Origin of the sequence: Prauserella flavalba, from assembly GCF_003202235.1 — a bacterium.
GTDB classification, from domain to species: domain Bacteria; phylum Actinomycetota; class Actinomycetes; order Mycobacteriales; family Pseudonocardiaceae; genus Prauserella_A; species Prauserella_A flavalba.
On record NZ_MASU01000005.1, the window covers coordinates 668,729 to 693,505 of the forward strand.

General features: G+C 72.5%; 22 protein-coding genes and 2 pseudogenes. 10 read left to right on the forward strand and 14 right to left on the reverse strand.

Annotation, left to right across the window (positions count from 1 at the left end; genetic code table 11):
• Nucleotides 1-83: 83 nt before the first annotated feature.
• Entirely contained in the window at nucleotides 84-425 is a 342-nt protein-coding gene (locus BA062_RS10550; protein ID WP_110335869.1) for an MmcQ/YjbR family DNA-binding protein, read from the forward strand.
• A gap of 41 nt (nucleotides 426-466) precedes the next feature.
• On the opposite strand, the gene BA062_RS10555 is transcribed toward BA062_RS10550, so the two are convergent.
• From BA062_RS10555 to BA062_RS10585, 7 genes are all read right to left on the reverse strand, one after another.
• A complete protein-coding gene (locus tag BA062_RS10555; RefSeq protein ID WP_110335870.1) occupies nucleotides 467-2,356 on the reverse strand; it encodes a hypothetical protein in 1,890 nt (629 codons plus the stop codon).
• Between the two features lie 50 nt (nucleotides 2,357-2,406).
• Nucleotides 2,407-2,838 carry a hypothetical protein gene (locus tag BA062_RS10560; RefSeq protein WP_245959765.1) on the reverse strand — a complete coding sequence of 144 codons (432 nt, stop codon included), beginning with the start codon at nucleotides 2,836-2,838 and terminating at the stop codon, nucleotides 2,407-2,409.
• Nucleotides 2,839-2,849: 11 nt separating this feature from the next.
• Entirely contained in the window at nucleotides 2,850-3,677 is an 828-nt protein-coding gene (locus tag BA062_RS10565; protein ID WP_110335871.1) for an ESX secretion-associated protein EspG, read from the reverse strand.
• Between the two features lie 201 nt (nucleotides 3,678-3,878).
• Nucleotides 3,879-5,096, reverse strand: coding sequence for a PP2C family protein-serine/threonine phosphatase (locus BA062_RS10570; RefSeq protein ID WP_110335872.1), 1,218 nt, complete (start codon nucleotides 5,094-5,096; stop codon nucleotides 3,879-3,881).
• A gap of 42 nt (nucleotides 5,097-5,138) precedes the next feature.
• On the reverse strand, nucleotides 5,139-5,813 hold the full coding sequence (locus BA062_RS10575; protein ID WP_110335873.1) for a hypothetical protein: 675 nt from the start codon (nucleotides 5,811-5,813) through the stop codon (nucleotides 5,139-5,141).
• Between the two features lie 88 nt (nucleotides 5,814-5,901).
• The gene (locus tag BA062_RS10580) at nucleotides 5,902-8,208 is read right to left on the reverse strand and encodes an ATP-binding protein (protein WP_146240022.1); all 2,307 of its coding nucleotides are present in this window, start codon (nucleotides 8,206-8,208) and stop codon (nucleotides 5,902-5,904) included.
• Between the two features lie 427 nt (nucleotides 8,209-8,635).
• Nucleotides 8,636-9,556 (reverse strand): GntR family transcriptional regulator, encoded by a 921-nt coding sequence (locus BA062_RS10585; protein ID WP_110335875.1) that lies wholly within the window; start codon nucleotides 9,554-9,556, stop codon nucleotides 8,636-8,638.
• A gap of 313 nt (nucleotides 9,557-9,869) precedes the next feature.
• Here BA062_RS10585 and BA062_RS41300 point away from each other — a divergent pair.
• Together BA062_RS41300 and BA062_RS10595 are read left to right on the forward strand one after the other, a co-directional pair.
• Nucleotides 9,870-10,091: pseudogene (locus tag BA062_RS41300) on the forward strand (GNAT family N-acetyltransferase); the annotation flags it as partial.
• Nucleotides 10,092-10,227: 136 nt separating this feature from the next.
• Nucleotides 10,228-11,379: a C45 family autoproteolytic acyltransferase/hydrolase gene (locus BA062_RS10595; protein WP_110335876.1), complete on the forward strand. Its 1,152-nt coding sequence runs from the start codon at nucleotides 10,228-10,230 to the stop codon at nucleotides 11,377-11,379.
• An 18-nt stretch (nucleotides 11,380-11,397) separates the two neighbouring features.
• On the opposite strand, the gene BA062_RS10600 is transcribed toward BA062_RS10595, so the two are convergent.
• Nucleotides 11,398-12,063 carry a GntR family transcriptional regulator gene (locus BA062_RS10600; RefSeq protein ID WP_110335877.1) on the reverse strand — a complete coding sequence of 222 codons (666 nt, stop codon included), beginning with the start codon at nucleotides 12,061-12,063 and terminating at the stop codon, nucleotides 11,398-11,400.
• 28 nt (nucleotides 12,064-12,091) lie between these two features.
• Nucleotides 12,092-13,606 carry an FAD-dependent tricarballylate dehydrogenase TcuA gene (gene tcuA / locus BA062_RS10605; RefSeq protein WP_342768898.1) on the reverse strand — a complete coding sequence of 505 codons (1,515 nt, stop codon included), beginning with the start codon at nucleotides 13,604-13,606 and terminating at the stop codon, nucleotides 12,092-12,094.
• Nucleotides 13,607-13,694: 88 nt separating this feature from the next.
• On the opposite strand from tcuA, the gene BA062_RS10610 reads away from it, so the two are divergent.
• From BA062_RS10610 to BA062_RS10620, 3 genes are read left to right on the forward strand one after another with little or no spacing between them, the layout of a single operon-like run.
• Nucleotides 13,695-14,741 (forward strand): tripartite tricarboxylate transporter substrate binding protein, encoded by a 1,047-nt coding sequence (locus tag BA062_RS10610; protein WP_110335879.1) that lies wholly within the window; start codon nucleotides 13,695-13,697, stop codon nucleotides 14,739-14,741.
• A 5-nt stretch (nucleotides 14,742-14,746) separates the two neighbouring features.
• Complete coding sequence (locus BA062_RS10615) at nucleotides 14,747-15,250, forward strand: tripartite tricarboxylate transporter TctB family protein (protein WP_146240023.1); 504 nt, start codon at nucleotides 14,747-14,749, stop codon at nucleotides 15,248-15,250.
• Nucleotides 15,251-16,762 (forward strand): tripartite tricarboxylate transporter permease, encoded by a 1,512-nt coding sequence (locus BA062_RS10620; RefSeq protein ID WP_110335881.1) that lies wholly within the window; start codon nucleotides 15,251-15,253, stop codon nucleotides 16,760-16,762. It abuts the gene before it with no gap.
• Here BA062_RS10620 and BA062_RS10625 read toward each other — a convergent pair.
• Together BA062_RS10625 and BA062_RS10630 are read right to left on the reverse strand one after the other, a co-directional pair.
• A complete protein-coding gene (locus tag BA062_RS10625) occupies nucleotides 16,719-17,405 on the reverse strand; it encodes a response regulator (protein ID WP_110335882.1) in 687 nt (228 codons plus the stop codon). The genes BA062_RS10620 and BA062_RS10625 overlap by 44 nt on opposite strands.
• On the reverse strand, nucleotides 17,402-18,523 hold the full coding sequence (locus BA062_RS10630) for a sensor histidine kinase (protein ID WP_110335883.1): 1,122 nt from the start codon (nucleotides 18,521-18,523) through the stop codon (nucleotides 17,402-17,404). The genes BA062_RS10625 and BA062_RS10630 overlap by 4 nt, the downstream gene beginning before the upstream one ends.
• Before the next feature lie 133 nt (nucleotides 18,524-18,656).
• Here BA062_RS10630 and BA062_RS10635 point away from each other — a divergent pair, with 133 nt between their 5' ends.
• Complete coding sequence (locus BA062_RS10635) at nucleotides 18,657-19,577, forward strand: ABC transporter ATP-binding protein (protein ID WP_110335884.1); 921 nt, start codon at nucleotides 18,657-18,659, stop codon at nucleotides 19,575-19,577.
• Complete coding sequence (locus BA062_RS10640) at nucleotides 19,570-20,352, forward strand: ABC transporter permease (RefSeq protein WP_110335885.1); 783 nt, start codon at nucleotides 19,570-19,572, stop codon at nucleotides 20,350-20,352. Before BA062_RS10635 ends, BA062_RS10640 begins: the two co-directional genes overlap by 8 nt.
• 7 nt (nucleotides 20,353-20,359) lie before the next feature.
• On the opposite strand, the gene BA062_RS10645 is transcribed toward BA062_RS10640, so the two are convergent.
• Entirely contained in the window at nucleotides 20,360-21,316 is a 957-nt protein-coding gene (locus BA062_RS10645) for a GlxA family transcriptional regulator (protein ID WP_110337208.1), read from the reverse strand.
• 150 nt (nucleotides 21,317-21,466) lie between these two features.
• On the opposite strand from BA062_RS10645, the gene BA062_RS10650 reads away from it, so the two are divergent.
• Nucleotides 21,467-21,928: a DUF2269 family protein gene (locus tag BA062_RS10650; protein ID WP_110335886.1), complete on the forward strand. Its 462-nt coding sequence runs from the start codon at nucleotides 21,467-21,469 to the stop codon at nucleotides 21,926-21,928.
• 2 nt (nucleotides 21,929-21,930) lie between these two features.
• Nucleotides 21,931-22,101 (forward strand): annotated as a pseudogene (locus BA062_RS41165) (DUF3817 domain-containing protein); the annotation flags it as partial.
• Between the two features lie 55 nt (nucleotides 22,102-22,156).
• On the opposite strand, the gene BA062_RS10660 reads toward BA062_RS41165, so the two are convergent.
• Together BA062_RS10660 and BA062_RS10665 are read right to left on the reverse strand one after the other, a co-directional pair.
• On the reverse strand, nucleotides 22,157-23,371 hold the full coding sequence (locus BA062_RS10660; RefSeq protein WP_110335887.1) for a cytochrome P450: 1,215 nt from the start codon (nucleotides 23,369-23,371) through the stop codon (nucleotides 22,157-22,159).
• Complete coding sequence (locus BA062_RS10665) at nucleotides 23,368-24,714, reverse strand: MFS transporter (protein ID WP_110335888.1); 1,347 nt, start codon at nucleotides 24,712-24,714, stop codon at nucleotides 23,368-23,370. The genes BA062_RS10660 and BA062_RS10665 overlap by 4 nt, the downstream gene beginning before the upstream one ends.
• Nucleotides 24,715-24,777: the final 63 nt, after the last annotated feature.

A 24,777-nucleotide genomic window follows, 5' to 3' on the forward strand; every position in this document is an offset into this window, starting at 1 on the left:
GCGGGAGTGCACGACTCGCGTGCGGGAGTGCACGACTCGCGGTGGGGGTCCGGATTGTCGGTGGGGTGGGGGAGAATCGCGGCATGGGTGTGCCGAGCGCGGAGTTCCTGCGGATGGTCGACGATCTCGCCGAGGTCGAACAGGCGAAGGCGAGGGACTACACGTCATTCAGCGTGCGCGGCAAGCGGTTCGGGTACTACTGGCCGCGGACGCAGACCGTCGGGTTGAAGCAGACGCTCTCCGAGCAGGCCGCGCTCGTCGCCGAACGGCCGGACGTGTTCGAGGTGCAGTTCACCGCGGGCGGGTTCGGCTGGGTGGTCGTGTACCTGCGGGGCATCGACGGCGACGAGCTCGCCGAACTCGTGTACGAGGCCTGGCGCCTCTCGGCGCCCGAGGAGCTCGTCGCCGAGCACCCCATGCCGTAGGCCGGGTGGTGGCGCGGGGGCGGCCACACCACCCGGCGCGGCTACTTCCAGTCCTCGTCCTTGTTCTTCTTCCAGTCGCCGATCACGGGCGGGGCGATCGCCTGCTCGCCGGCGAAGAGGTTCTCCTCCGCCTCCAGGTAGTCGGCGACGCGGTGCTCCTTGTCCTCCTCCTGCTGGCGGCCGGCGCCGCCGGCAGGCATGCCCGCCATGCCCGCGGTCATGCCACGCGCACCCGCGGCGCCCGCGGCACCCGCGGCGGCTGCGGCGGCTGCGCCCGGAACACCGCCCTTCGCCGCGCCCGACGCCTGGCCCGGGGCGGCCCCACTGGAGGCACCGCCGGCCCCGGCGCCACTCGCGGCACCGCCGCCCGCGCCGAGCCCGCCCGCGCCGCCGCTGCCACCGGTGCCGAGCGTCGGCGCCGAACCGCCTGGACCACCCGCGCCGCCACCGTCGAGGCCGCCGAGCCTGCTGGAGATGCTGTCGCCGTTCACGCCGCCCGACCAGCCGAGCGTGGGCGTCTTCCCGAGCCCCGGCCCCTTCGAGTCCGGCCGTGGGTACGACGACGGCGTCGTCCTGCCGGGCAGACCCGGCACGACCCCCACACCGCCGGGGCCGGACCCGATGCCCCCCGGACCTCCGGCGCCACCGATGTTGCCGCCCGTGGGCAGGTCCGGTGTCTTGAGCGGTGGCGGGGCCGACATGGCCGGGGTACTCGACGTGTGCGTGGTGTCGTCGAGGTTCACGCCCCCGGGAAGGCCGCCGCCGGTCGCGGTGAGCGGCAGCGGCTGACCGGCGGTGGTCCCCGGCGTGGGGGACAGGGGCGGCACGGTCCCGCCCGCCGCCGGGTCGACACGACCGGGCAGCGCACCGCCGCCCGCGCCCACTCCGGCGCCGACGCCGCCAGCGCCCTCGGGATCACCGATGCCGCCGGTGCCCCCGGGACCGACGAGACCCTCGGCACTCGCGCCGGTTCCGGCCAGGCCGGCGACGGCGAGATCCGGCTGCCGCGCCGTGGCACCGGGCGCCCCGGCCCCGCCACCGGCGCGGGAATCGAGCCGCGCGGCCGTCCTCGCGGTCGCGGTCGCGAGCTTCGGCGGCGGCGCGAACAGCGGCATGTCGATCGCCGTGCCGACCGTGTCGTCGAACTGGGTCATGATCCGCGCGGCCTGCGCGCGGGCCGCCTGCTGGGCCTGCATGGTCTGGATCGCCTGCGACGCCGCCTGCGCGTACTGCACCGGATCGGTGATCTGCATCAGCTGCGCGTTGGCCTCCTGCGCCGAGAACCGCACCGGCGGGTTGGCGGCCAGCTGCTTCTGCGACTCGTTGAGCGTCTGCGAGTGGATCTGCTGCTGGCGGCCGGTGAGCACCGCGCCCTGCGCGGTGAGGCCGAGCCACTTCGCCACCTCGGTCAGGTGCTCGCGCGCCGCGTCGCCGCCCTCGCCGGTCCAGTTGCCCATGCTGTCGTCGATGGCGTCGGTGACGGCCCGCTGGTGGAGCGTGAGGTCGTTGCCGAGCCGCACCCATTCCTCGGAGGTCTCGGCGATCGCGACGGAGTCGGCGTTCGTGTTGAGCACCTCCACCATCTGCTCGTGCGACGCGTTGTCCCACACGGTCGTGGGGCGCTCGCCCGTTTGCCGCAGCTCGAGCCCGTCGCCGAGGCCCTGCCGCGCGCCGGAGATCGCGTTTAGGTAGCGGCGCTGGATCTCCTGGTCCTTCTGCTTCTCGGCGAGCGCGCTCGCGAGCGGGTCGTCCTCCACCTGCGCGGTCACCTCGGCGCGGATGTCGTCGCCGGAGCGCGCCGCGTCGTCGACCGGGCCGACGTAGAACCTCGACGACGGGTCGAGGGTGACGTCGTAGAACGGGCTGGCCGGGTCGTAGTCCTCGCTGCTGGGATCCGACGCCGCTGCGGTCTTGCCGGCGGAACTGGACACGGAACTGGCACCTCATTCCGGTCTCGCCCGGTGCGGGCGGAAGCTGGTGATCAGGACAGGTCGGGCTGGAAGCCGCCGAGAGTGGTGCGCGTGCCCGACTCCGTCTCGGCGTAACGGCGCTTGGCCGTGCGTATGGCCTCGACGTACTGGGGCAGTTCCTCGCGGGCGCGCCGCAGCTGGGTGAGCAGCCCGCGATCGTCGGACGCCGTGTGCACCGTGTGCTGGGCCACCCACTGCGCCGTGGCCGACGTGCTGAGCGGCGGAGCGGTACCCAGCTTCTCCAGTGCCGCCCACCGCTCGTTGAGGGCGTCGATCATGTCCTCGAGCGCGCTGATCATCCGGTCGCCGGTGGTCTCGTCCACCGCGAAGCCGCCCCGGTCGGCGAGCTGCTTGAGTTCCACACCGCTGAGCGCACGCCTCGCCGACGTCATCGGTGCGGCGGCCTGCTGCCTGCTCAGCTCCTGCACGTTGTCATCGCTCATGCTTGCTCCGGTCAGTAGGCGCGGGAGACCGCGTCTCGGATGGCGCGAACCACGTCGTCGTAGCCTGCGGGTTCGTAGCGGGCGACGAACTCACCGCCGTCGCCGGTGGTGTGGACCAGATACCGGCCCGCCTCGGCGTCGAGCCAGCTGAGCGAGTGCGGGGCGGCCCCGCCGTGGCCGGTGACGGTGATCTGCCCACCGCCGTGCCGTTCACCGGCCAGCACGCGGCGCAGCCGCCGCTCGTCGCTCTCTCCGTCGCCGCGGTTCCGCTCCGGCGGGGGCTCGACCATGCTGATGATGCTGATGTTGCCGAACGCGTCAGTCTCTTCCTCGTCGTGCTCGCGTTCGGCCGCTCTGCGGGCCGCGAGCGCGGATTTGTGCTCGGTGACGCTGCTGCGGACCGTGGCCGGGGCACCGGGCGCGGCCTGCGCGGCGGGCAGCACGCCCGCGAGGACGTCGACGAACTCGTCGTCGGAGAAGAGGGAGAAGAACAGCTCGTCGTCGCCGCGCTGGGTGATGCCGAGTGCCTGGGAGCCGTCGGTGAAGGCGAGGACGGTGATGTGCTCGCCGAGTCCGTCGATACCGGTGATCGCGACGGACAGGCGGTGGTCGCCGAACAACCCGAACGCGTTCTGGACTTGGTTGTGCAGTGCGTTGCCGACGACGAGCCTGCGCTTGGCGAGCTCCCCGGTGACGATCTTGGCGAGCTTGATCAGCCGTACCGGGTCGGTGGTGGTGTTGCGGATCCGCAGCGGGAATCGGCGTACGTCAACGCCCAGCGCCTGTCCGACGACGCTCGCCTCCACACTGCCCAGCACGAATTCGAACCGTTCCGACACGTCGCTGGAGGCCGCCTTTCCGGTGATGTCGCCTCGACCCAGTCCCGGAGCGGACTGTAGCAAATGATCAACAGGGCGGGACACCACGCAGCGAGGATCACGCCGGTTTCGCTCAGATGAGCGGGTTTCCGGGCTTGTCGTGAAGTTGTCTGGACCGCCCTCGAGCTCGACATGGTCCGATGTGGACACCCAAAGGGGTGCTCAGACGTTCGCCGGGAGCAGGTTGGGGTGGGGTGGCGTCGGCCACTCCATCATGAGCAGCGTGGCGTCGTCGTGGAGCACGCCCTGCTGGTGCTCCAGCATCGCGTGGCTGATCCTGCGGAGGGTCTCCGGCGCGGGCAGGCCCGCCGCGCAATGGCGTTCGACGAGCCCGGTGAGGCGCTCCACCCCGAACTCCTCGCCGTGCTCGTCCCGGGCCTGCGTGATGCCGTCGGTGTAGAGCAGGAGCCGGTCGCCCGGCTCGAGTCTCTCCCGGCCGGGAACCACCGGTTTCCCGCTCAGGTGTTGCAACCCGAGTGGCATCCGCCTGCCGTCCGGCAGCTCCTTGAGCGCCTTGCCCCCGCGCAGCAGGATCGGCGGCGGGTGTCCGGCGTTGAGGTACGACAGGACGCCCGTGTCGAGCCGCAGCTCCACCAGCACCGCCGTGGCGAAGCGGGAACCGGCCGCGTTCGCGCGCAGGATCTCGTCGGCCTGGCGCGCCATGTCCAGCAGCGACCGGCCGGCCCTGCGCGCCCGGCGGGTGGCGGCCAGCGCCATCGAGCACACGAGCCCGGCCTGCAGGTCGTGACCGGTCGCGTCGAACACGGCGACGTGCCCGACGGTGCCCTGCGTGGTGTAGTCGTAGCCGTCGCCGCCCGCCTGGTCGTAGTACTCCACCACGGCGCTCACCGTCAGGTCGCGGCACGCGAACGTCCTGGGCGGCAGCAACTGCCACAGCAGCTCCGCGGTGACCGCGAGCGCCTTGGGCCGGATCAGCCGGTGCAGCGTGTCGCTCTGCGGGAACTTGGTGACGCACAGGTGGCCGATCAGCCCCGCCAGCGTCCAGCATCGCGCCGCGAGATCCCGGTCGGCCGCGTTGGCGCCCTCGGGCAGCACCACCGACAGCACCCCGATCCGCGCGGTGCCGTCGACGACCGGAACCCACAGCGCCGGTCTGCCGGTGGTGCGGTCGGTGGTGGCGAGCAGCTCGATCAGGCGAAACGCCCGACCGGCGAGCGTGCTGTCGATGTCGAGCGGCTCGGCCAGGTCGGTGCGGAGCGGATGGAGCTGCCGCTGGGGAAGGTCGGCGAGGTACAGCTCGAGGTCGAGGCCGACCCGCGAGCCCGCCCGCGCGACGACCCAGGCGAGGTCGTCGCCACCCGCGACGTGGGCGAGCTCCACGACGTCGCGCAGGGCGGCGTACCAGTTCGGCGCTTCCACCTGTTCACCGTAGGCGCCGGAGGCGGCGGGCGAAACCGAGGCTCAGGCGGCCGCGGCGCCGGCACGCCGGTTCCGCAGCCCGCGCACGACCACGGCGGTCCCGGCGAGGACCACCACGGCGCCCGCGCCGCCGAACACCCAGGGCTGCCAGCGGACGGGAAGCTTGCCGGTGACGGTCACGATCCGGCCCTCACCGGGCACGGCCGTCAGGTCCTGCGGCGCGAGGATCCAGTCGCCGGTGCCGAACAGGTCGTTGTCGTCGCGGAAGTCATCCAGCCCGTCGTAGGTGCCGCCCTCCGAGTCGATCAGCAAGGCCGCGCCGTCGGGCCTGCGCGCGACGTACAGGGTCACCAGTTCCAGCGAACCGTCCTCGTAACGGGCCACGATGGACCTCCCGAACAGCTCCCCGCCTGCGCCGGCGAAGTCGTTCCGCGCCTGCGTCACGCGCGTGTTCGGCCTGCACTCCTCGCTCTCGGCGCAGGGGTACGCCGAGAGCAGCACGGTCTGCAACTGCTCTGGCGTGTACGACGCCGCGAAGTTGGCGAGCCGGTCCTCACCCGAGCTGTCGGTGGGGAAGCGGTCGTTCTCGACCTCGCCCGACCTGGCGTACTCCATGAAGACGTCCGGCGGCTCGCCCGGCTCGGCCGCGCCGCACGCGGGCAGCGTCAGGGCGAGCGCCGTCATGACGGCCGCGAGAACTCCGGGTCCGGCACGCATCGCGGGGCTCCTCTCCAACCGGGGTGAGCCGTCACGGTATCAACGCCACCGCGTACGGCCGGTGGCGTTGTCCGCAACCTGCCAGCGGTCAGCCGGTGTCACGCGCCAGCCACGCGGCGATCTGGGTGCGGGAGGTGAAGCCGAGCTTGCTGAGGATGTTCTCGACGTGGGTCTCGGCCGTGCGCTGCGAGATCACCAGCGTGCTCGCGATGGCCTTGTTCGACAGGCCCTGTGCGACGAGCTCGGCCACCTCGTTCTCCCGCTTGGTGAGCGCGGTCGGCGCCGGCCTGCCGGTCTCCGGTGCGGGCGCGCTGGGCTGCTCCTCGAGCGCGAAGTCCAGGCCCTCGGCCGCGCCGAGCTGCGTGCCCTTCTCCATCGCGCGCCGGACCCGCCGCTCGCCGAGCTCCCGCCGCAGCCGCTCGACGCACTCGTGGTGGGGCCCGACCACCCAGGGCAGCCTGCTCGCGCTGGTGCCCAGCGCGTCGAAGCGGGCCTCGGCGACGCCGAGCAACACGGCGCCACGCTGCGGGTCGCGCTGGGTGGTCGCCCACGCGATGCCCTCGATGCACAGTGCGGCGCCGAGCTGGTCGGCGAGGTCCCGTTTGAGCCGCAGCGCGTTGCGCAGCGTCGTGATCGCCCGCTCGGCGTCGCCGCGCTGCCAGTACATGACGCCGGCGTGCCACAGGCTGTAGGAGCGGAACCAGTAGTCCCCGATCTGCTCGCAGCGGCGCAGGCACTCGGCGTGGCGGCGCAGTGCGGGCTCGGTCTCACCCGCGGAGCCGTACGCCAGCTGCAGCGAGATCAGCGCGCTGATCTCCTGGTTGACGGCACCGGCCGACTGGAAGACCGTCAGCGCGCGCTCGTTGTCGGCGATCGCCGTGGCGGGGTCGCCGGTGAGGACCGCGATCATCCCGCTGAGGTTGTCGAACTGCGCGCGCATCACGTCGTCGAGTTCCCTCGCCGTTGTGCGGCCCCGCTCGATCAGCGGCGCCGCGTAGCCGACGTCGGCCTGCACCACACCCAGCCAGGCGGCGGCGTAGAGTGCCCGCGCGCACGTCTCGGGGGAGTAGTCACCCCGGGCCAGTAGCAGATCGAACCAGTGCCTGCCCTCGTCGAGGGCACCGGAGCGCAGCCAGTGCTCGCGCAGTCCGCCCGCGATGCGCAGACCTTCCTCCTCCTCGCCGGGCTGGTCGACGCAGAAGCCCAGTGCGGCCTGGAAGTTCAGGTGGTCGCGGCGCAGCCGGTCCATCCACTCCCGCTGCGCGGAGCCGATCCACTCCGCTCCCGACCGGTCGGCCAGCGCGGCGTAGAAGTCGCGGTGCCGGACCCTCGCCGCGTGCTCCTTGCCCGCATCGCGCAGTCGTTCCAGCCCGTACTGGGCGATCACCTCGAGCATGCGGTAACGCATCCGGCCGCCTGCGTCCTCGGAGACCACAATGGACTTGTCAACCAGGGACAGCAGGGTTTCCAGCAGCGCCATGGGTTCCACGCCGCAGATCGCCTCGGCCGCGTCGAGTTCGAACCCGCCGGTGAACACCGAGACGCACGCCCACAGGTCCTGCTCGGTCGGTGTGCAGAGGTCGTAGCTCCAGTCGACGCATCCACGGAGGGTGCGTTGCCGGTCCGGTGCGGTGCGGCTGCCCGAGTTGAGCAGCTGGAACCGGTCGCTGAGCCGCTCGGCCAGCTCGGCCGGTGAGAGGCCCCGGAGCCGGACGGCCGCGAGTTCCAGCGCCAGGGGAATGCCGTCGAGGTGGCGGCACACGGTGACGACGGCGTCGCGGTTCTCCTCGGTGAGCCGGAAGCCGGGCACGACGGAGCGGGCGCGGTCGACGAACAGGGCGACGGCCTCGTACGCGGTGGGGTCCGCGCTCGTGCCGGGCTCGTCGGGAGGCACGGGCAGCGGGGCGACCTGCAGCACGTTCTCGCCCATGATCCCCAGCGGCTCCCGGCTGGTCGCCAGCACGTGCAGCTCGGGGCAGGCGCGCAGCAGCTCGTCGATGAGGCCGGCGCAGGCGCCGAGGAGGTGCTCGCAGTTGTCGAAGATGAGCAGGGCGCTGCGGGAGGCGAGCTGGTCGACGAGGGAGTCCTCGACCCGGGTGGAGGGCTGCGTCTGCAGGCCCAGCGCCTTGGCCACGGTCCCGGCGAGCAGCGCGGAGCTGCTGACCGACGCCGCGCTGATGAACCACACCCCGTCGCGGAAGGCCCGCCGGACGTCGGCCGCGGCGCGCTGGCTGAGCCGGGTCTTGCCGACGCCGCCGGGTCCGGTGAGGGTCACGAGGCGGCTGCCGGAGAGCAGCCGTTTGACGTCGGCGCGTTCCTGCCGCCTGCCGACGAACGTGGTGAGATCCGCGGGCAGGTTGCCCACGGAACCGCGCAGCATGATCGGCGCAGTCACGCACCGAAGTCTAGTCGGCTCGGGGGCCCGGAACGGGATTGGAGGAGCGCGGCGGGGCGAGGGTGGCGGGGAGTACACCCTCGGCCCCGCCGCGCCCTTGGCAGCGCGGTACGGGCGGTGCCTGCTCCGTAACGCGTCGCCTGGCTGGAGGGACCCGCCGCCTCAGGCCGCGCGCGGGGTCACGCGGTCGTCGGTACGCCTCGCCGCCCGCCTGGCCCACGTCGGGGCGCCGCACCGGGGGCGCCAGGTTCCGACGTGAACCCACTGGCGGCCCCAGTGGTACGACATCAGCACCGTGGGGCGCCGGCAGTGGGGGCAGGGCTGCGGATGCGAGTCGATGGGCATGGGTCTCTCCGTACCGGGAATCGGTCGTGTTCCAGGTTCGCGCGCTCCCGGCCGGGGCACATCGGGAGGGCTACGTACGCACCTACGGAGATTTGCGCTGCCGGGAGAGCCGGGCCACACGCAGGGCCAGGCCGTCGAGGTGGCGGGTCAGGCCGAGGTCCAGCACCCCGTCGAGGTCCTCGGCCACCTGGCCGTCGGTCTCGGCGAGGTGGGGGAAGCGGCCGGTGCCGAGCACGGCACCGACCTCGCCGGACAGCGCCAGCCACCACTGCTGGTTGGTGAGCCCGCTCGCCCGCTCGGCCTCGAGCTCCGCGGTGACCGACAGCGCGAGGCCCCTGACGAGCGCGGGTAGCGCCATCGCCTCGCGCAGGCGCTCGTCCGCGCCGAGTCCGAGCCCGTCGAGCGCGGCGAGCGTCCACTCGGTGTGGGCCATCGCCTCGGGGATGAGCAGCGGCCGGGTCATCGACACGAGCCCGGGGAGCCACGGGTGCCGCCGGTAGGTGTTCCACTGCAGCCGGCAGATCAGCTCCAGTTTCGCGCGCCAGCCGGGAGGCCCTGGCATGGGCGGCTGGTTGCGCGCGAAGACGTCCCTCGCCATCAGCAGCACCAGCTCGTCCTTGCCCGCCACGTGGCGGTACAGCGACATCGCCCCGGCGCCGAGGTCGGCGGCGACGCGGCGCATCGACACCGCGCCGAGTCCCTCCTCGTCGGCGATCGCGATGCCGGCCTCGGCGACCCGTCGCCTGGTCAGCGCGCCCTCGGCGGTCCGGCGGACGGGCGGTGCCGACGGGGCGCGCACGACCGTGCCCACGCCGGTGCGGGCCTCGGCGAGCCCCTCCTGGCGCAGGGTCGCGAGCACCTTGGTCGCGGTGGCCATCGCGACGCCCCATTCGCGGACGATCTGCCGGGCCGACGGGATGCGGTCGCCGGGAGCCAGCTCGCCGTCGGCGATGCGGTCCCGGATCGAGGCGACGATGCGGAGGTAGGGAGGCACGGTGTCCACCTCTGAAGTGTACTAGTGCACTAGGTGGGGAGAACCCCCATATTTGTCCTACTCAGAGACTCTTTTGCTCGCGCGTGGGTACGTTGTACGCATGATGATCGACGAGAGTGCGAGCATCGGGGTGCTCGTCGCGGCGTTCCAGGACGACCCCGTGTCGTGCTGGCTCTTCCCTGAGGACGAGTCGCGGCCGCGGGCGGCCGAACGGCTGTTCGCGCCGCTGGTTGCGCGGTCGGCGGCCGACGGCGAGCTGGTCGTGACAGGTGACGGTGCGGCGGTGGCGGTGTGGGTGCCGCTGTCCGCGGGCGAGTCCGTCATGGGGGACTCCGACGACGAGTTGCCGCCGGAGCTGCTCCCGCACGCGCGACGGCTGGTGACGTTCGCGGAGCTGGCGGCACAGCGGCACCCGCACGACCGGGCCCACCTGTACCTGCCGTTCCTCGGCGTCGAGCCGGGCCGACGGGGGAGCGGGCTCGGCGGGGCGCTGCTCGCCGAGCGGCTGGCGAGGGCCGACCGGCAGGGCCTGCCCGCCTACCTGGAGGCCAGCTCCGCCCGCAGCCGACCGCTGTACGAGCGGCACGGGTTCCACGTCACCGCGGCCCGATCACCCTGCCCGACGGCCCGGAGGTCTGGCCGATGTGGCGCGAACCGGCACAACGACAAGGAGAACTCAGATGACCACGCACCACGAGATCGTCGCGGGTGGCCGCGACGGCGACTTCATGACCGTCCGCCGCCTGCGGCTCGCCGGCAGCCAGACCGAGATCGGCAGAGGTCTCGCCGAAGCCGCCCGGGAGACCTACGGCTGGTGGCCGCTCGCCGCCGACCCCCGCCGGGCCCGCGCCCGGCGCGAGTGGTTCGCGAAGCACTGGCCGCAGCACGCCGCCCGCCTGCGCGGGGCGGCCTCGGTGGCCGGGGTGGATCCGGAGGCCCCGGTGTTCCTCGATCCGATCACCGGCGTGCCCGAGGGCTCGGCCTGCTCGGTGACGTTCTGCCCGCCCTCGCTCACCGAGGAGGGCCGGGGCCTCGTCGGCCGCAACTACGACTTCTTCCTCACCAGCGAGGCGGCGCTGTTCGCGATGCTCTCCGGCGAGCCGGTCGAGGACGACGCACCGCCGATGGCCTCGCTGCCCTACGTGATCACGAGCGTGCCCGACGACGGGCCGGCCACCACGGTGCTCACGATGAACGAACTGGAGGGCTGCATGGAGGGCGTCAACGAGCACGGCCTCACCGTGGCGCTGCTGATCGCCGACGCCGAGAGCGCCGGTGCTCCGGTGGACGCGGGCCCGCAGGTCGGCCTCGGCAGCGGGCAGCTGCCCCGGTTCGTCCTCGACACGTGCGCGACGGCGGAGGAGGCCAGGCTGGCCCTGCTCGCGGCGAAACACTACGACCTCGGCACACCGCTGCACTACCTCGTCGCCGACGCCTCGGGGGACGCCTTCGTGTGGGAGCGCGGGCCGGGCGGCGACGAGCACATCATCGACGCGGACTCCGCGGCGCTGTGCGTCACCAACCACCTTCTCCACTGCCACCCGGACCCCGGGAACCTGCCCGAGGACAACGAGGAGACGATGGAGACCTACCACCGGTACCGCTCGCTGCGGCGGTGGAACGAGAAGGGCGAGCTGTCCGGTCCGGCGCTGCGGGCGGCGCTCGACGACGTGCGGTACGAGGCGCGCAACGCGGGCGGCTACCCGCTGCGCACGCTGTGGCGTTCGGTGCTCGACACCGGCGAGCGGACCATGTCGACGCACTTCTACCTCGGCGACAACGCCGACGGTTCCGCGCGCTACAGCGAGGAGCTGGTGTTCGCGGCGAGGTGATGGGTGAGGGCGGCGCGGTCAGGACCCGGCCGCCGCCTCCCGGAGCAGGCTCAGGCGGATGGCGCGCGCGGTGTTCATGTGGTCGGCGGCGATGGTCCGCGCGCGCGTCTCGTCCTTGGCCCGCACGGCGTTCAGCAGTGCCTCGTGCTCGCCGAGCGCCTCGGTCCAGCGGTCGCCGACCGACAGCGTGGAGCGGGGCGCGTGCACCAGGTGCCCGGTGAGCCGCTCCAGGAGGTCGATCAGCACCGGGTTGTGCGTGGCGTGCCACAGCGCGGCGTGGAACTCGAGGTTGGTGCGCATGCGCGTGGCGTCGTCGGGCTCGGCCAGCTCGCGGTCGCGCGACAGCAGGCCCTCCAGCGTGAGCAGGTCGGTGGTGCGACGGGCCGAGGCCGCCTGGCCCGCCGCCTCGGCCTCCAGCAGCACGCGCATGTCGTAGATCTGCACGACCTCCTCGGGGTCGATGCTGCGGACCTCCATGCCGCGGGAGCCCGCGACGAGCAGCCGGTCCTGCTCCAGCCGGCGCAGCGCCTCCCGCACCGGGGTGCGGGAGACACCGAACCGGCTCGCGAGCGCGGTTTCCCGCAGCGGGTCGCCCGGCGAGACGGCGCCGGAGAGAATCTCCGCGCGCAACTGGGCGTACACGGTCTGTGCGTCGGTCCGCCCACCTGTGCCGCTGACTGTCATCGCCGGGTTCGTTCCTTTCGCCTCGTGCTCAGGCCAGTGTCCCAGCCCGGCGGCCGAACACCGCGCCCGAGGTGAGGCCGGTGCCGCCGGGGTAGTTGCCGCTGAACAACCCGCCCAGCATCTCGCCGCAGACGAACAGCCCGGGGATCGCCGCGCCGGAGGCGTCCAGCACCCGCCCGTGCGTGTCGGCCCGCAGCCCGCCGAACGTGAACGTGATGCCGCACGTGACCGGGAAGGCGTAGAACGGCGCCCGCTCCAGCGGGATGGCCCAGTTGGACTTCGGCGGGTCGACGTGCGCGGCCCTGCCGTCCTGGACGGCGATGTCGAGCGGAACGTCGGGGTCGATGGACTTGTTGAACTCCCGCACCGTGCGCGCGAGCGCCTCGGCGTCCACGCCCATGCCTGCTGCGAGCTCGTCGAGGGTGTCGGCCGTGACGACGGAGGCGCCCGGCATGTCGTACTCCTCGGTGCGCAGCTTCGGGCGGGTCTGCGCGTCGAAGACCTGGAACGCGAGTCCCTCGGGCTGCGCGAGGATCCGGGAGCCGTACACGGCGTAGGTGTAGTTGCGGAAGTCGGCGCCCTCGTCGACGAACCGCTCGCCACGCTTGTTGACCACGATGCCGAGCGGGTAGCCGCCTCTGGTCAGCTGGTTGGTGAGCTCGCGGTTGCTCTCGTTGTTCTCGGCCCACGCGTCCCAGGCGACGCTGTGGCACGTGCTCCAGTCGCCGAAGGTGTCGGCCCCGGCGGCGATCGCGGCGGTGAGCATGTCGCCGGTGTTGAGCGGGGTGCCTCGGACCTTCGCGCGCTGCCAGCCTTCGCCGAGATGTTCCTGCCGCAGCTCGGGGCTGGCCTCGAAGCCGCCCGCCGCGAGGATCACGGAGTCCGCGTGCACGGCGCCCTCGTTGCCGTCCTCGCCGGTCCAGGTCAGGCCGGTGACGCGGGCGCCGTCGCGCACGAGGTCGCGCGCACGCACGCCGTAACGGATCTCCACGCCCGCGCGTGCGGCGGCCGCTGTGTGGTCGGCGATGAGGCCGCGCCCGCCGCCGGTGTTGCCCACGGCGAGTCCGCCCCAGAACACCTGACGGCCCTGGTCGTCGGGGTAGGCCTGACGCTCGTACATGAGCCGGTAGCGCAGGCCCTTGGAGTGCAGCCAGCGGATCGTGTCCTGGCTTTCGGCGACCAGCACCTCGGTGAGCGCGGCGTCGTTGCGCCCGGAGGTCACCTTGGTCATGTCGGCGTGGAACTGCTCGGCCGGGTACGGCGGCAGCTCCGTGACCGCGTGGCGCTCGTCAGGGTCGAGCAGATCGGCGACGGAGGCGAGGCCGTCGTGCGTGATCCGGACCGCGCCAGCGGTGTAGAAGCTGTTGCCGCCTTCCTGGCCGCGAGCTCCTTTCTCCAGCAGCAGGACCCGCCGTCCGCGCTCGGCCGCCGCGTGTGCGGCGCTGAAGCCGGCGTTGCCTCCGCCGACCACGACCACGTCGACGTGCTCGGTTCCGGAACCGGGTGCGGCCTGCGTCATCGAACCTCCAAAGCTTGTCAACATCTGCACACCACTGTATACAGTCGTGTCCAGAAGAGCGAGCCGGTGCGGTGTGATGCCGGTCGGCCAGATCCGAGACGAGGGACCATCGATGGAGCAACGAGGCTCACCGGCCGAGCAGGTGGGTACGGAGCAGCGCACCCGGCGCTGGACGCGCTGGGTTCCCTGGACGGTGGCGGTGGTCGCCACCGGCGCCGTCGTGGCGACCACGCCGACGGGGGAGTCACACGCGGGCTCGACCGTGCAGGACGTGCTCGGCGGGGAACAGCTGCGGATCATGGCGCCCGCGGCGCCCGGAGGCGGCTGGGACCAGACGTCGCGCGAGATGCAGGGCGCGCTGCGGGAACTCGTCGGGCGCACCGAGGTCTACAACGTCGCGGGCGCGGGCGGCACGATCGGGCTCAGCCAGTTCGTCCGCTTCGACGGCGACCCGACCCAGCTGCTCACCACCGGGCTGATCATGGTCGGCGCCGTGAAGGCGAACGGCTCGGGGCACTCCCTCGCCGACACCACCCCGCTCGTGCGGCTGACCACCGACTACCAGGCGATCGTCGTGCCGGCGGACTCGCCGTTGCGCGACACCGCCGACCTCGTGGCCGCGATGCGCGAGGACCTGCCCTCGGTGTCGATCGCGGGCGGCTCCGCGGGCGGGGTCGAGCAGATCCTCGCCGGGATGCTCGCCAAGGCGGTCGGCGGTGACCCCGCGCAGGTGAGCTACGTCGCCCACTCCGGCGGTGGCGAGGCACTCACCACGCTGCTCTCCGGGAGGGCGACGATCGGGATCTCCGGCGTCTCCGAGATCGAGCCGCAGATCGAGGCGGGCACCGTCCGCGCGCTCGCCGTGTCCAGCCCCGAGCGCCTGCCCGCAGTGCCGGACGTGCCGACACTGCGCGAGGGCGGGCTCGACGTCGAACTGCAGAACTGGCGGGGCGTGGCCGCGCCCAAGGGCATCAGCGCCGAGGAGGAGCGGGCACTGGAGGGCCTGCTGCTGGACATGACGCGCACCAGGGAGTGGCGGGACGCGCTCGAACGCAGGGGCTGGGGCGACGCGACGCTCGCGGGCCCCGAGTTCGAGGACTTCGTCCGGTCCGAACAGGAACGCGTGTCGCGGGTGCTCGACGAGATCGGACTGGGGTGAGCGACGTGACGGAAACCCTGCCGGTGGAACAGACCGGGGTGACCGACGACCGCAGGACCGTGCTCGCGACCGCGCTCTTCGGCGGGCTGATGCTCGTGGCCGCCGTGCTCGTGGTGGTGGACGCCGTACGCCTTCCGGAGACCTCCGGGATCGTGGGACCTGCCGCGGTGCCGCTGCCCGTCGGGGTCCTGCTCGGCGCGGTCGGTGCGGCGCTGCTCGTGCGTGCCCGCACTCAGCTGCGCGACGCGCGGCCGGGCTCCCGGCGGCCCGCGCACGGCGCCTTGCGCGTCTGCGGCATGGTCGCCGCGCTCGTCGCGTTCGCGCTGCTGCTGCCCGTACTCGGCTACGTGGTGTCGTCGGCGGCGCTGTTCGCCGTCACCGCCATTTTGCTCGGCGCGCCGAGGGCCCCGCAGGCGATCGCCTACGGCTGGGCGCTCGCCGCGCTCGTCTTCCTCGTCTTCGACCGCCTGATCGGCCTCACGCTGCCGACCGGACCCTGGGGGTTCTGAGTGGACCAGTTCGGACTCCTGCTCGACGGGTTCGCGTCGGCGCTGACCCCCGGGCACCTGCTGTGGGCGCTCGTGGGTGTCACGATCGGCACGGCCGTCGGCGTGCTGCCGGGCATCGGTCCCGCGCTCACCGTCGCACTGCTGCTGCCGATCACCTTCCGGCTCGACCCGGCGAGCGCGCTGATCCTGTTCGCCGGCATCTACTACGGAGGCATGTACGGCGGGTCGACCACGTCGATCCTGCTCAACACACCCGGCGAGAGCGCGTCGATGATCTCCGCGCTGGAGGGCAACAAGATGGCGCGCGCGGGCCGGGCCGCCGCGGCGCTCGCCACGGCGGCGATCGGCAGCTTCGTCGCGGGCACCATCGGCACGGTCGCGCTGACGTTCGTCGCCCCGGTGCTGTCGGACTTCGCGACGAGCTTCGGCCCGCCCGAGTACGTCGCGCTCATGGCGCTGGCGTTCGTGACCGTGAGCGCGCTGCTGGGTCCGAGCCTGCTCAAGGGCGCCGCGAGCCTGCTGGTGGGCATCACCATCGGCCTCGTCGGCATCGACTCCCAGACCGGTCAGCCCCGCTTGGTGTTCGGTATCGACTCGCTGCTGGACGGCATCGACGTCGTGATCGTGGTGGTGGCCCTGTTCGCGCTCAGCGAGGCGTTCGGGCACCTGCTCACCGGCACCGGGCACAGCACCGTGCAGCCACTGCGCGAGCGCGCGATCCTGTCCAGGAAGGACTTCCGGCGCTCGTGGCCGTCGTGGCTGCGCGGGACGGCCCTGGGCTTTCCCATCGGCAGCCTGCCCGCCGGTGGCGCCGAGGTGCCGACGTTCCTGAGTTACAGCGTCGAGAAGAAGCTCAGCAAGCAACCCGAGGAGTTCGGCAAGGGCGCGATCGAGGGGGTCGCCGGACCCGAGGCCGCCAACAACGCGGCCGCGGCGGGCGTGCTGGTGCCGTTGCTCACCATCGGGTTGCCGACCTCGGCGACGGCGGCCGTGATCCTCACGGCGTTCCAGTCCTACGGCCTGCAGCCGGGACCGCAGCTGTTCAGCGAGTCCGGCCCGCTGGTGTGGACGCTCATCGCCAGCCTCTACGTCGGCAACGTCATGCTGCTGGTGCTCAACCTGCCGCTGGTGCGGATGTGGGCGAAACTGCTCACCATTCCCTCCTACGGGATCTACGCGGGCGTGCTCGTCTTCGCGACGCTCGGCGCGTACGCGGCCGGCGGGACCACAGTGGATCTGCTGATCCTGTGCGCGCTCGGGGTGCTCGGCCTGCTCATGCGCGAGGCCGGAATCCCGGTGGCACCGGCGATCGTGGGCCTGATCCTCGGACCGCTCGCCGAGCAGCAGCTGCGGCGAGCGCTGACACTGTCCGAAGGGGACCCGTCGATCCTGCTCTCCGGCCCGATCACGGTCGTGCTGTGGAGTGTCGTGGTGCTGGCGCTGCTCACGCCCGCGGCGGGGGCGTGGTTCAGGAACCGGCGGCGGGCGGACGCGCCGAGCCCGGTCCGGTGAGCAGGCCGTGCTGCAGCGCGCGCAGCACGGCCCGCGTCCGGTCCCGCACGCCGAGCTTCATGAGCAGGCTCGACACGTGGTTCTTCACCGTGCCCTCGGCGAGGTGCAGTGCCGCGGCGATCTCCCGGTTGGCGTAGCCGCCCGCCAGCAGCCGCAGGATCTCCAGCTCCCTGGTGGTCAGCGGCTGTGGCGGTGGGAGGTCGTCGATCTCCTGCTGCGGGGGCAGGTCGCCCGCGGCGCGCACCAGCCGGTCGGTGAGGGCGGGCTGCACGAGCGTGCCACCCTCGGCCAGCACCCGGATCGCCCCGATGAGCTGGTCGAGGGTCACGTCCTTGAGCAGGTAGCCGTGGGCGCCCGCGCGCAGCGCGCTGAGCACGAGCTCGTCGTCGTCGAACGTCGTCAGCACGAGCGTGGGCAGCGAGCTGCCGCGAGCGCGCAGCTCACGGAGCGTGGCGATGCCGTCCCTGCCCGGCATCCGCAGGTCCAGCAGCAGCACGTCGGGCGGGCACTGTTCGATCACGGCGAGCGCCTCGTCGCCGTCGCCGGCCTCGCCGACGACGGTCACCTCGGGGGAGAGCTCCAGCAGGCCGCGGATGCCGTGCCGGACGATCGTCTGGTCGTCGACGACGCACACGCGGATCACGGCGCGGGCACCGTCGCGTCGAGGCGGAAACCGGACCTGCTCTCGAAGCTCACCCGCCCCCCGAGCTGTTCGACGCGCTCGCGCACGCCGGTGAGCCCGTTGCCGATCCGCAGCAGCTCGGCGCCACGGCCGTCGTCCTCGGCGCGCAGCGTGATCTCCCCGGACCCGGCGCGGTCGACCCGCAGCCACAGGTTCTCGGCCTCCGAGTGCCGGATGGCGTTGGTGACCACTTCCTGCACGCAGCGGATCAACGTCACGGCGCACTCCTCGTCGGGCTCGAGGTCGTCGGCGACGCTGAGATGCACGCGCGGCCGCGGCAGGTCCGCGACGATCTCGGTCAGCGCCTCGCGCAGCCGGGGCGGGCGCGACCGCAGCTCGCCGACCGCCGTGCGCACGTCACCGAGCAGTTCCCTGGCAAGCCCCCTGGCCCGGCGCACGTGGTCGGCCGCGGCGTCGCCCCGGTGGTGGGAGGCGACCTCCAGCTCGAGGACGAGCGCGGTGAGCTGATGCCCCACCAGGTCGTGCAGCTCGCGGGCGATGCGCAGGCGCTCCGTCGAGCGGCTCGACTCGGCGAGCAGCGCGGTGGCCGCCCGCAGTTCCGTGTTGGCCACGGCGAGCCGTTCGCGTGCGGTCCGCTCGCGCTGCTCGCTCCACACCGCCCACACCGAGCACGTCTGAAGGGCAGCGTAGACCAGTGCGGTCAGGCCCACCTCCGGCAGCGAACCGCCCGCGATCGCGGCGGCGAGCGCCACCACGCCGGTGTTGGCGACCAGGTAGACGGCGGTGAGCCGGCGGGACCCCAGCGTCGCCGCGCAGGCGGTGACGAACACCAGCAGGATCGGCGTGAAGCCGGCGCGTGCGGCGAGCAGGACGGTGCCTGCCGCGCACAGTGCGAGCGGGACCAGCACGATCACCGGGCGCCTGACGACCGTGGCGTTGTCCAGGAAGATGAGCCCCAGCAGGGCCAGATAGCCCAGATAGCAGATCCACCACGCCCAGGCCGGGCCCGTGGTCGCGGTGCCATCGCCGAACAGGTCGACGACGACGGGAACCGCGACGAGCAGTGAGACGGCGACCAGGCTCGCCGCCGTCCAGATCTCGAGCCGTGACTCGCTCATCGCCCCAGGCTACGCAGGACGTCCGCCGTTGACCCGTGCCGGAAGTCATGGTCGCCGATCATGACCTCTGGCACCTGCCCCTGATCCCTCGCGCTGCCTACCTTCGTCGCCACGACGGCAGAACGGAGAAGACATGGCCGTGATCGAGATCGACGGCGTGCGAAAACGCTACGGCGCAACGGTGGCCGCCGACGACGTCAGCCTCACTGTCGAGCGCGGGGAGATCTTCGGGCTGCTCGGCCCGAACGGCGCGGGCAAGACCACACTGGTCGAGTGCGTCGCGGGCCTGCGCACGCCCGACGCGGGAAGGATCCGGGTGCTCGGGCTCGACCCCCTGCGTGATCGCACCCGGCTCCGGCAGGTGCTGGGCGTGCAACTGCAGCAGGGGCACCTCCCGGAGGCGCTGCGGGTCGGTGAGGTGGTGACGCTGTACCGCTCCTTCTACCGCGACGGCGCCGATCCGCGGCGGCTCGTGGCCGATCTCGGGCTCGCCGAGCAGTGGGAGAGCCCGTTCGGGAAGCTCTCCGGTGGGCAGGCCCAGCGGCTCTCGATCGCGCTCGCCCTCGTGGGCAGGCCCAGGGTCGCCGTGCTCGACGAACTGAGCACCGGCCTCGATCCGCGTGGCCGCAGGAACATCTGGGAGATCGTCGAGCGCATCCGTGACACCGGCGTGACGGTGGTGCTCGTCAGTCACCTCCTCGAGGAGGTGCACCGGTTGTGCGACCGGGTCGCCGTGCTCGACCGCGGCCGGGTGGTCGCCCTCGACACCCCTGACGGGCTCGTGGCCCGCGAGGGCGGAGGACAGCGGATCCGGCTGCGGGTGGGCGAACCGCTCGAGGCCGCCGTGCTGGAGGCGCTGCCCGGCGTCACGGGGGTGCGGGAGGACGACGGCGAGTTCCTGTTGAGCGGAACGGACGAGATGCTGCCCGCCGTCACCGCGGAGCTGGCCCGCAGGTCGGTGACCGTCACCGCGCTGCGGCTGGAGGAAGCCACCCTCGACGACGCCTACCTCGCGATCACCGGCCGCACCACGGAGGAGAACCCCGATGACTGAGACAGTCGCCCCCATCGTCGCCGCGCGCCCCGGCCCGGCCGCGTGGGCGCGGCTCATGCTCACCGAGGCGAAGCTCGTCGCCAGGGACACCTCGGGCCTCGTGGTCCCGTTCGGACTGCCGATGCTGATCATGGTGATGAACGGCCTCGGCTCCGACCGCACACCCGTTCCCGCGTTCGGGGGGCTGCCCGCGCTCGACGCCTACGTCGTGCCGATGACGATCGCGATGGTCGTGGCGCTCATCGGCATCGTGAACATGCCGTCGTTCCTGGCGGGCTACCGCACGATGGGGGTGCTGCGCAGGCTGTCGGTCACGCCCGCGCACCCGGCGCTCGTGCTCGTCGCGCAGTCCGTGGTGAGCCTGGTGCAGGCGGTCACCGGGGTGGCGCTCGCCCTCGTGCTCGCGCGGCTGGCGTTCGACCTCACCGTCCCGCGCTCGCTCGCAGGCGCGATCGGCGTGTTCCTGCTGGCGGTCGCCGCGATGTACGCGGTGGGCATGCTCGTCGCCGCGATCGCCCCGACGGTCAACGCCGCCGTCGCGATCGGGCTGGTGCTGTTCTTCGCCTTCCTCGCGACGGGCGGCGGCTTCGGCGGCAGGGAACACCTTCCCGGCTGGCTCGCCGACGCCGGCGCGTACCTGCCGTTCGGTGCCACACTCGACCTGCTGGGCGACTGCTGGGCCGGACTGGCACCCGCGCCGGGACAGCTCGTCGCACTCGTGGTGACCACCGTGATCTCCGGCACCGCCGCGGCCTGGCTGTTCCGCTGGGAGTGACCGGGCTTCAGGCCGGGGCGCCCGTCCGCTGGAAGGCGGCGCGGTAGGCGTTCGGGTTCGTGCCGACGATCCGCTTGAACCGGTCGCGGAACGCGGTGGGGGAGCCGAATCCGACCTGCGTGGCGATGCGGTCGACCGGATGTGTGGTGGCCTCCAGCAGGTGCTGCGCCTGCCGGATGCGCGCCCGCAGCAGCCACTGCAGCGGGGTGGTGCCGATCTGCTCGCGGAAGCGGCGGTTGAGCGTACGGGTGCTCATCCCCGCCTCCGCGGCGATGTCGCCGAGCGTGAGGTCGCGCGCGGCGTTGTCCTCCAGCCAGCCCAGCAGCGGCTCCAGTGTCGCGCCGCTGGGCACCGGCGGCCGGTCGTGGACGATGAACTGTGCCTGCCCGCCCTCGCGTTCGAGCGGCATCACCGACAGCCGGGCGGCGTCGGCGGCCACGGCGGAGCCGTGGTCCCTGCGGATCAGGTGCAGGCACAGGTCGAGCCCCGCCGCGGCGCCGGCCGACGTCAGGAACTGTCCATTGTCGACGTACAGCACGTCGGGATCGACCTCGATCCCGGGGTGGAGCCGGGCCAGCACGTCCGCGCCGAGCCAGTGCGTGGTGGCCCGGTGCCCGTCCAGCAGTCCCGTCGCGGCGAGGACGAACGCGCCCGAGCAGATCGACGCGATCCGCGTGCCCCGGGCGGCGGCCCGCCGCAACGCCTCTAGCACCGGCTCCGGCACGGGGCGCGCCGGGTCGGCGCAGCCGGGCAGGATGATCGTGTCCGCGTCGGCGAGCGCGTCGAGCCCCCACGGTGCCCGCAGGGTGAACGTGCCCGCGTCGACCTCCGGCGTGACGCCGCAGACCCGCACGCGGTACGCCTGGCGCCCGTCGGGCAGCCGGGTGCGGGTGAACACCTCGATCGGCGTCGACAGGTCGAAGGGGACCACCGTGTCCAGCGCGAGAACGGCCACCGTGTGCATGGCGACACGGTAACCGGCCACCTGATTCCGGCCACCGCCGTTACCTGCTGAGACCGGCGCCACAGCTCGATATGGTGTTGGCGGGAATCCGTTGGAATGTGGCGATCGAGCCACTTCTCGTGATCAACACTGGTCGTTACCGTCGGCCGCGTGACCAAGTTCCTCCTCGCGGTGCACGTCCTGGCCGCGATCATCGCGATCGGCCCGGTGACGGTGGCCGCGAGCATGTTCCCCGCCGTCGCGCGGCGCGCGGCGTCCGGCAGCCCCCGTGAGCTGACGGTGCTGCGCACGCTGCACCGCATCTGCCGCGTCTACGCCACGGTGGGGATCGTCGTCCCGGTGTTCGGTCTCGCCACCGCGAGCAGTCTCGGGGTGCTGGGCGACGCGTGGCTGATCGCGTCGATGGCGCTCACGGCCTGCGCCGCGGCGGTGCTCGTCCTGCTGGTGCTGCCCCGGCAGGAAACGCTGCTCGGCGGGCTCGCGAAGCAACCCGCCGAGCACGACACCCGGATGCCCGCGCGGCTGGCGATGTACACCGGGATGTTCAACGTGCTGTGGGCCGTGGTGACGGTGCTGATGATCGTGCGGCCCGGCTCGACGACCGGAGTGTGACGATGGGTTCCCCGCAGACACTGCGTGTCGCCGCGGCCGCGGAGGCGGGCTCGCTCGCCGTGCTCCTGCTCAACCTCGTCACCGTGCACTGGGAACCGGTGTCCTCCGTGACCGGCCCCGTGCACGGTTGCGCCTACCTGTTCGTGGTCGTCCTCGCGTTCCGGTCCGATCGGCGGGCCGCCACGCGCATCGCCTCGCTGGTGCCCGGGATCGGCGGCCTGCTCGTGCTCAGGACGGTGGAGCCGCGGTCTCGAAGACCAGCGGAACCTGCCTCGTCCCCCACTCCGCCCAGCGAGCCATCAGGATCTCGCCGCCCACGTGGAAGTCGGTGGTGCGTGCCAAGAGTTCCTCCAGCGTGATCCGCAGCATCATCCGCGCCAGCGGGGCGCCAGGGCACGCGTGGATGCCGGCGCCGAACGGGATCGCCTCGCGGAGGTTCGGCCGGTCGAGCACGAAGTTCTCGCCGTCCTCGAACACGGTCTCGTCGCGGTTCGCTGAGGTATAGACCAGTGCGATGGGCTCGTCCTTGCGGATGAGCCGCCCGCCGATCACCACGTCGCGCGTGGCCGTGCGGGACATGCCGCGGTACGGCGTGTAGAGCCGCAGGTACTCGTCGACGGCGGCGGGGATCCGGTCCGGTGTGCCCCGCAGCAAGCGCTGGAGATCCTTGTGCTCGGCCAGATGCGCGAGCATCGTCCCGATGAAGACGCTCGGCGCGACCATGCCGGTGACGAGCAGCTGCCGGACGCAGCCGAGCACCATGTCGTCCGGCAACGGCTCGCCGCCGGGGCGGGCCGCGAGCAGAGCCGTGGTGAGGTCCTCGCCGGGATCGAGCGCCGCGTCACGCCGATGCTCGATCACCTCGGCGGCGATGTCGTAGAGCAGCCGGCTGCTGCGCTTCACCTCCGCGTCGTCCACCACCTGGATGGCGCGCACGTACTCCGCGCTGATCTGCTCGATCCGCTCGGCCAGATGCAGTGGCAGATGGAAGAAGTCGGCGAAGACGTGTGCGGGGAACACGCGGGCGTAGTCGGCCGAGATGTCGGACTCGCCGCGGGCGACGAGCTCGCCGAGCAGGCGCGCGGCGTGCCCGCGCACGGCGGGCTCCAGCGCGGTCATCTTGCCCCTGGTGAAGAAGCGATTGATGACGCGGCGGTAGTCGGTGTGCTCGGGTGGGTCGAGGTGCAGTGGCGGGCGGCGCCCGGTGAAGGCGAACTTGGGCACCACGTTCTGCACGCTGGTGGTGAACGTGTCGCTGTCGGACAGTACGGCGGTGACGTCGGCGTGCCGGAACAGCGCCCAGAATCCGCCGTAGGTCCGGCTGCGGGCCACCGGGCAACGCCCGCGCAGCTCGCGGTAGGTCTCGTGCGCGCTGGTGAAGGTCTCCTCGGCGAGCGGGTCGAAGTCGTGTTCGTCCGGCTGGGCTGGCCTTGGTGCGGTCATGCGCTCACTTCCGTGGTCGGCTGGTGTGTTTCCGGTGCGGAGGCGGTGGTGCGGCGCAGCAGGCGTCTGCCGACCGTGCACGCGGTGACGGCGGCGGCCACCAGCAGTGTCACGTACGCGGCCACGACCCACGAGGCTCCGCCCGCAGCCTCGACGAGAATCCCGGCGACAAGCGGGGTGGTACCACCGAGGATCGCGTCGCTGGTCTTGAAGCTGAAGCCGGCGCCGGTGACGCGGTCGGCGGGCGGGAAGAGCAGGACGTAGATCGGCACCGAGGAGATCACCATGCCGTTGACCGCGATCTGACCGAGCGCGAGCGCGCCGATCACGACGGCGCTGCTGCCGCTGTCGAGTGCGGCGAACAGCACCCACGCGACCACGGCGAGCGCGACGGCGCTGCCTTGGTACAGCCGCGCCAGGCCGATGCGGTCGATACGCGACAGCAGCACGAGCGCGGCGGCGACGGCGATGATCTGGGCGGTGGTCATGAAGCCGAGCATCGCGGAGCGGTCGAGGCCGGCGTGGTTCACCGCGTAGGACAGCGTGTAGGTGTTGAGCAGGTAGATGCCGGTGACGGCGGCGCCGGCGAGGAAGAACACGAGCGTCATGGGCCTGCCGTTGTGGGTGAGCACGCGCCACAGGTCGTGCTTCGGGCGGACGCGGGTGGCGACCTCGGTGCGGAACACCGGCGACTCGTCCACGCCCAGCCGGATCCACAGGCCCACGGCCACGAGCACGGCGCTCACCAGGAACGGCACGCGCCAGCCCCACGAGAGGAACGCCGCTTCCGAGAGACCCGCCGACAGGGGAAGCACCGTGAGCGCGCCGAGGATCGAGCCGATCGGTCCGCCGATGCCGACCATGCCGCCCCAGAAACCGCGCCGGTGCGCGGGGGCGTGCTCGACGGCGAGTGTCGCGGCGCCGCCCCATTCGCCTCCGACGGCGAGCCCCTGCGCGAGGCGCAGCACGGTCAGCAGGATCGGCGCGGCGACGCCGATAGCCGCGTACGTCGGCAGCAGGCCGATGCCGATGGTCGCGACGCCCATGAGGACGAGCGCGGAGACGACGACGGTGCGCCGGCCGAACCGGTCGCCGATGCGGCCGAAGAGCAGGCCTCCCAACGGTTTCGCGAGGAAGCCGACGGCGAACGTGGTGAACGCGGCGAGCGTGCCCGCGGTGGGGCTGAGCGAGGGGAAGAACAGTTCGTTGATCACGAGCGCCGACATCGTGCCGTAGATGCCGAACTCGTAGTTGGCCAGGCAGGCGCCCATCGGGCCGGCGAGCAGTGCTCGCAGGCCGGGGGAGCGCCGGGCGGGGTGATCGGGCGAGGTGGGTGTGGACACGACTGCCTCCGCTGTGAGACGTCGGGTGACCGGCCGTGCGGGCCGGGCGGATGAGCGAAAGGC

What these genes read in the sequence shown, in the direction of transcription:
- BA062_RS10575 (WP_110335873.1), bottom strand. Translation starts at nt 5,813, where the DNA reads ATGCGTGCCGGACCCGGAGTTCTCGCGGCCGTCATGACGGCGCTCGCC.
- BA062_RS10550 (WP_110335869.1), top strand. Translation starts at nt 84, where the DNA reads ATGGGTGTGCCGAGCGCGGAGTTCCTGCGGATGGTCGACGATCTCGCC.
- tcuA (WP_342768898.1), bottom strand. Translation starts at nt 13,606, where the DNA reads ATGTTGACAAGCTTTGGAGGTTCGATGACGCAGGCCGCACCCGGTTCC.
- BA062_RS10600 (WP_110335877.1), bottom strand. Translation starts at nt 12,063, where the DNA reads ATGACAGTCAGCGGCACAGGTGGGCGGACCGACGCACAGACCGTGTAC.
- BA062_RS10645 (WP_110337208.1), bottom strand. Translation starts at nt 21,316, where the DNA reads ATGCACACGGTGGCCGTTCTCGCGCTGGACACGGTGGTCCCCTTCGAC.
- BA062_RS10610 (WP_110335879.1), top strand. Translation starts at nt 13,695, where the DNA reads ATGGAGCAACGAGGCTCACCGGCCGAGCAGGTGGGTACGGAGCAGCGC.
- BA062_RS10660 (WP_110335887.1), bottom strand. Translation starts at nt 23,371, where the DNA reads ATGACCGCACCAAGGCCAGCCCAGCCGGACGAACACGACTTCGACCCG.
- BA062_RS10595 (WP_110335876.1), top strand. Translation starts at nt 10,228, where the DNA reads ATGACCACGCACCACGAGATCGTCGCGGGTGGCCGCGACGGCGACTTC.
- BA062_RS10640 (WP_110335885.1), top strand. Translation starts at nt 19,570, where the DNA reads ATGACTGAGACAGTCGCCCCCATCGTCGCCGCGCGCCCCGGCCCGGCC.
- BA062_RS10635 (WP_110335884.1), top strand. Translation starts at nt 18,657, where the DNA reads ATGGCCGTGATCGAGATCGACGGCGTGCGAAAACGCTACGGCGCAACG.
- BA062_RS10630 (WP_110335883.1), bottom strand. Translation starts at nt 18,523, where the DNA reads ATGAGCGAGTCACGGCTCGAGATCTGGACGGCGGCGAGCCTGGTCGCC.
- BA062_RS10560 (WP_245959765.1), bottom strand. Translation starts at nt 2,838, where the DNA reads ATGAGCGATGACAACGTGCAGGAGCTGAGCAGGCAGCAGGCCGCCGCA.